Below are 5,431 nucleotides of genomic sequence, written 5' to 3'. Positions count from 1 at the left end.
AAATAAACCTGTCCCTTTTTGGCAGGTTAGCCCCGGCTAGGCCAGGTCGGCGCCGTTGGACTCGATGACCTTCTTGTACCAGAAGAAGCTGTCCTTTCGGCTGCGGGCGAGCGTACCGTTGCCGTCGTTGTCCTTGTCGACGTAGATAAAGCCGTAACGCTTCTTCATCTCGCCAGTCGAGGCGCTCACCAAATCGATGCAGCCCCACATGGTGTAGCCCATCAGGTCCACGCCGTCCTCGATGGCAATCTCCATCTGCTTGATATGCTCGCGCAGGTAATCGATACGGTAGCCGTCGTGAATCGAACCGTCCGCCTCGACCTCGTCCACCGCGCCCAGGCCGTTCTCGACAATCATCAGCGGCACCTGGTAGCGGTCGTAGACCTCCTCCAGGTAGTAGAGCAGGCCCACGGGGTCGATCGCCCAACCCCAATCGCTCTTCTTGAGATACTCGTTGCCGGCGCCACCAAAGATGTTGCCCTGCTCCAGCAGCACCGGGTCGGCCGTGGCCGTGGCGCTCATATAGTAGCTAAAGCTGTAGAAGTCGACCTTGCCGGCGGCCAGCGTGGCGGCGTCCTCGGGCGAGACCTCCACGTGCACGCCTTCGCGGCGCCACAGGCTGCGTGCCCACGCCGGATACGCGCCACGGACCTGAACGTCGCCGCAGTAGAAGTTCATCTCGCGCTGTTGCTTTTGTGCCGCCAGGACGTCGGCCGGATTGCACGTGTGCGGGTAGCAGGCGTTGCCGGCGATCATGCAGCCGATCTTGTTCTGAGGATCGATCTGATGACCCAAGGTGACACACTTGGCGCTCGCCAAGAACTGATGGTGCAGGGCATCGAAGCGCGCCTGCGGGTCGTCCCAGTCGCAGTTGCCAAAGGTCATGGGCGTGTCAGTTGCCTCGGGCACCATACCGCCGCCCATCACGCCGCCAAAGCCGCCCATGAGCAGGCAATTGATCTCGTTAAAGGTGAGCCAGTAGCGCACCAGGCCCTTGTACTCGGTCATGACAGTGCGGGCGTAGTTGAGATAGAAATCGATGAGCTTGAGGTTCTTCCAGCCGCCGTAGTTTTTGGACAGGCCATAGGGCAGCTCGTAGTGGCTGAGGGTGACCATGGGCTCGATGCCCTGCTCCTGACAGGCCTGGAACACGCGGCGGTAGAACTCGATGCCGGCCTGGTTGGGCTCGGCCTCGTCGCCGTTGGGGAAGATACGGCTCCAGTTGATGGACATGCGGTAGCACTTAAAGCCCATCTCGCCAAAAAGCTTGATATCGTCGAGGTAGTGATGGTACATGTCCACGGCCTCGTGGCTGGGATAGTGGTACTGGGGCAGAATGCCGTCGGTAATGTGGCGCGGCTCGGAGACCGTGCCGCCGGTCATGATGTCGGGAACACTGAGGCCCTTGCCGTCCTCGTTGTATCCGCCTTCGCACTGATTGGCGGCAGTGGCGCCGCCCCACAGAAATCCATCGGGAAAAGCCATATTGGCTCCTTTCGTACGTGTTGGGAGGGTTCCACGGACGCTGGGGCGGCGTCCGCGGGGTAATTTGCGCCCCGCTCGGGGTCCGCACAAGGACCGCCGCCACGAAACCTGCCTATCTACTACGTTTTGCCGCGAACCCCCGACCACGCCGCAATTGGCAAAAATAAAACCGCAGGTAGATGGCTTGACGGTTCTCGGAAAACCACCGTGTGGTTGGCCCTTGCCACATAAACGTAGTAGATGGGCCGGTTTCGTGGCGAGGCATGTACTGGATGCCCCGCGCGAGGCCCGTTCGATCAAAACCATGTCGGTTTACTACGATGGATCGATGGCTCTCGAGCACACTGGAAATTGCAAAACTAAAAACGCAGGTAGGAGGCTTGACCATTTCCGAAAAATCACGGTGCGGTCGGCCCCTGTAGATTCATCGTAGTAAACCGGCATAGTCTTGATTTGGGCAGTTGCCCAAACGGGCGCATGCGCAGAGCATCTCGCCCATTTGGAAAAAGCCGGCGGGGCGCTCCCCCCGCCGGCTTGATACCGAGTCTTTGTCGTTTGGGCTACTTGGCAGCCTCGGGCTTGAAGGTGACAAACTCGATTGCGAAGCCCACGACGGCACCCACGAGCGAAGCAACGATCGCCCAGATCATGTGGTTGATGCCGTTAACACCGGAGGGGTCGATGAAGGACAGCCAGTTGAAGACGCCCAGACCACCGGACATGTACACCACGGCGCCGGAGATACCGATGATGAGGCCGCCCACGGCAGAACCGATGCTGGCGTTGATGAAGGCCTTCTTATCGGGCAGGGCGACACCGTAGATAGCGGGCTCAGTGACACCAAAGAAGAAGGCGGAGATCATGGCCGGCAGCGCGATGCCGCGGAACTTCTCGTCCTTGTTCTTGAGATACATGGCAAAGAGCACGGCGCCCAGCGAGAAGGAGTGGGCGATAACGGAGCCCAGGATGTAGTCGTGGCCCAGAGTGGACAGGTTGACCAGCGCGATAGGCACGAGCGACCAGTGGAAGCCAAAGATGACCAGGCACATCCAGAAGGCACCGACGAGGGTGCAGCCCAGGAGGGAGCCGATCATGGGCAGGCCAAACAGCAGTGCGAAGAACTCACCGAGCAGGTTGGTGATGAGCGTGGCGATGGGGCCAATGACCAGGTAGCCAAGGGTGACGGTGACGGTGACGACGATCAGCGGGGTGAAGAACATCTTCATAGAAGCGGGCATCCACTTCTTAACCCAGTGCTCGAGGGTAGAACCGAACCAGATCATGAGAAGGATGGGGATAACGGAGCTGGTGTAACCCGAGGCAGGCATGATGAGCGGCAGGCCCAGGAACGTGGGGTACCAAGAGAAGGGGCCGGCAAAGCCGAGCTGCACGGAACCGACAACCTCGCCCGAGGTCAGGGCAACCATGGTGGGATAGACCAGAGCAAAGGCGATGGCCATGCCGTTGAACTCGCTCATCTTGAACTTCTTGGCCGCAGTAAAGCCAAGCACCACGGGCAGGAAGTAGAACATGCCGTCAGCGACGGTGTAGAGCAGCGTATAGGCGCCGTCGTTGGCAAAGCTCGGGACCAGGAAGGTAGCGAGCGCCAGCAGGCCCTTCATGATACCGGCAGCGGCGAAGGTGCCGAGCATGGGGGCGAAGATGCCCGAGATGAGGTCGATGATCACATCGGTAACGCCCTTGGGAGCGGCATCGTCGTCATCGGCGTCGACGGCGCCGCCGTCGCTAAAACCGCCGGCCTTGAGAACGGCGTCGTAGACGTCCTCGACGATGTTGCCCACAACAACCTGGTACTGACCGTTGGCGTGCATGACCTTGATGACGTTGGGCAGCTCGGAGATTGCCTCGTCATTGGCCTTCGACTCGTCCTTCAGCTTAAAACGAACACGGGTAATGCAGTGTGCGACGCATTTGACGTTGGACTTACCGCCAACCAGCTCTACGATCTGGGCAGCAAGATCGTCGTATTTACCTGCCATGATCTGTCCTCTCTTTTCCAAATTTCGACAAAAATATCCCCTACCGCGAGCCGGTACCTTGCCCGCAGTTAGAAACCAAAAAGAAATGTTGCGATTGCCGCCAGACTGGCGGCTTTACTCACTCGGTCTGCGAAGCCGATCGCAGACGGTTGATATGCATCATCAGATACAGAAGCTCCTCGTCCGAGCAGCTCTGCCTGAACTCTTTCTCGAACACGCGGTTGATGGCGTATGCGCACTGGTAGGCCTCGGGAAAATCGCGGGCGGCCTGCATAAACAGCGAGGAGTTCTCGGTCTGCGTGCACTTGCCCTTGCAGAGGCGACGAACCAAAAAACGCAGGTGCGCAAGAAAGCGAATATAGCTATACGACGCCGTGTCGAGCGAGCAGCCAAGCTGCTTTTCCACGGAATGAGTCACCTCGTCGAGCACGCGGGTGCTCTTCATGATGAAGTCCATGTCCTTGGCGCGGCCCATGCCGTCGACCTCGGCGTTAACGATGTGGAGCGCGACGCTCGTGGCCTCGTTCTGACCCAGCTTGACGCCGGTGTGCTTTTGCACGATAGCGAGCGCGGCCTGGCCGATCTCCAGCTCGCGCGGGTAGATGAAGGCCACCTCGTGCTCGAGCGGGTTGGGAGCGCTGAGCTGGTCGTCGTCGCGCTGAACGGCAAACTGCAGGTGATCTGCCAGAATAAAGGGCAGGCCACCGGAAAGCTTACAGCCAAGCTGCTGCGACGCGAAGCAGGCAATGTCGCTCGCGGCGAGCAGGACGTCGTCGGGAAGGGTGCCCACCATATCTTGCAGGCTTTCGGGAACGTTATAGAATTTGCGCTGGATGAGGGACTCATCGGCAAGTTGGTACGGCATCTCGTGAAAACCGATGCCCTTGCCAAAGACAACAACCTCTCGACCGTCATCGCTGGCGGCAAGAGCAACGTTATTGTTGATCTTCTTTAAAATGAGCATGAAAAAACTCCTCGGACATCGGCGCTAGACGACGGGGCGATATTCCTCGTCTTCTATTATGCGCAAGTGATGCCTCCCGAGGAGTAACAAACTTGTGAGCACGTGGGCGATTGTAGGATGAAACTTGCATGCGGCGTAAGCCCCATTGGCGCGAAAGTCCGCCGAACGGTAGGAAATCGCCTGTAAACGGCAAAACCATCACAAAGGTGCCTGGCCCCTTTGTGATGGTTTTGGCTGATGTCCTGATGCTACTCGCGCGGGGTGCCGTAGGGGTTGTACAGATCTGCGAGAGCGAATGTGCTGGTGGCGGGATTAAAGTCGAGTTCGAGCACGCAGCAGTTGCCGATGCGGTTCTTCATCTTGAGCGGTTCCACGCCCACGCCGCGCATGACCTGAGCCGCTGCGGCGCCATGGCTCACGCACAACACGCTCTCATGTCCAGGGCGCTGCACGAGCTCGGTGATGGTCGCCATGATGCGCTCGCAAAACTCGTCTTCGCCCTCGCCGTCATACTGCTTGTAAAAATCGCCGTACGGCAGGCGCGGATTCAAATCCTCGCTCGCACCCTCAAACTTGCCAAAGTTCCACTCCTTAAGGCCCTTGACGCGCTCGTAAGGCTGATCAGGAAACGCAAGCTCAAGCGTGTCGCACGCACGCTCGGACGTGGAACTGTACGCATGGTCGAACGCAAGGCCACGCTCTCGCAGGGTCGCGCCGACAGTTTTAGCCTGCTCGATTCCCAGCTCGGTGAGCGGCGAGTCACACCAGCCCTGCTTGCGACGAAGCAAGTTAAAGAGCGTTTGGCCGTGACGCATAAAGTACAGTTTTGGCATAAGACCTCCGTAATCGCAATCGTTTGTCAGCGATTATTACACCTAGAGGTAGGTTTAAGTCAAAGCCTCTTTGGCCAAAACCACCACAAAGGTGCCTGGCCCCTTTGTGGCGGAAATGACGTTTGCCCAGATAAAACCTGCCAAAATAA

The 5,431-nt window shown here is 58.7% G+C and carries 4 protein-coding genes; all 4 read right to left on the bottom strand.

The genetic code is table 11. The annotated features are described in order from the left end of the window. Positions 1-36 precede the first annotated feature (36 nt). Positions 37-1,485, bottom strand: a complete 1,449-nt coding sequence (locus tag SFLMC1_RS03630) for a glycoside hydrolase family 1 protein (RefSeq protein WP_152074724.1) — start codon at positions 1,483-1,485, stop codon at positions 37-39. 560 nt (positions 1,486-2,045) lie between these two features. Beyond that, entirely contained in the window at positions 2,046-3,485 is a 1,440-nt protein-coding gene (locus SFLMC1_RS03625) for a PTS transporter subunit EIIC (protein WP_154063901.1), read from the bottom strand. A 118-nt stretch (positions 3,486-3,603) separates the two neighbouring features. Further along, the gene (locus SFLMC1_RS03620; protein WP_152074726.1) at positions 3,604-4,449 is read right to left on the bottom strand and encodes a PRD domain-containing protein; all 846 of its coding nucleotides are present in this window, start codon (positions 4,447-4,449) and stop codon (positions 3,604-3,606) included. A gap of 248 nt (positions 4,450-4,697) precedes the next feature. Then, positions 4,698-5,282, bottom strand: a complete 585-nt coding sequence (locus SFLMC1_RS03615) for a histidine phosphatase family protein (RefSeq protein ID WP_152074727.1) — start codon at positions 5,280-5,282, stop codon at positions 4,698-4,700. Positions 5,283-5,431 lie beyond the last annotated feature (149 nt).

The organism is Collinsella aerofaciens (assembly GCF_901212495.1).
Lineage (GTDB): Bacteria > Actinomycetota > Coriobacteriia > Coriobacteriales > Coriobacteriaceae > Collinsella > Collinsella aerofaciens_H.
This window is presented reverse-complemented; position numbering and strand designations above follow the sequence as displayed.

What these genes read in the sequence shown, in the direction of transcription:
- SFLMC1_RS03630 (WP_152074724.1), bottom strand. Translation starts at nt 1,485, where the DNA reads ATGGCTTTTCCCGATGGATTTCTGTGGGGCGGCGCCACTGCCGCCAAT.
- SFLMC1_RS03625 (WP_154063901.1), bottom strand. Translation starts at nt 3,485, where the DNA reads ATGGCAGGTAAATACGACGATCTTGCTGCCCAGATCGTAGAGCTGGTT.
- SFLMC1_RS03620 (WP_152074726.1), bottom strand. Translation starts at nt 4,449, where the DNA reads ATGCTCATTTTAAAGAAGATCAACAATAACGTTGCTCTTGCCGCCAGC.
- SFLMC1_RS03615 (WP_152074727.1), bottom strand. Translation starts at nt 5,282, where the DNA reads ATGCCAAAACTGTACTTTATGCGTCACGGCCAAACGCTCTTTAACTTG.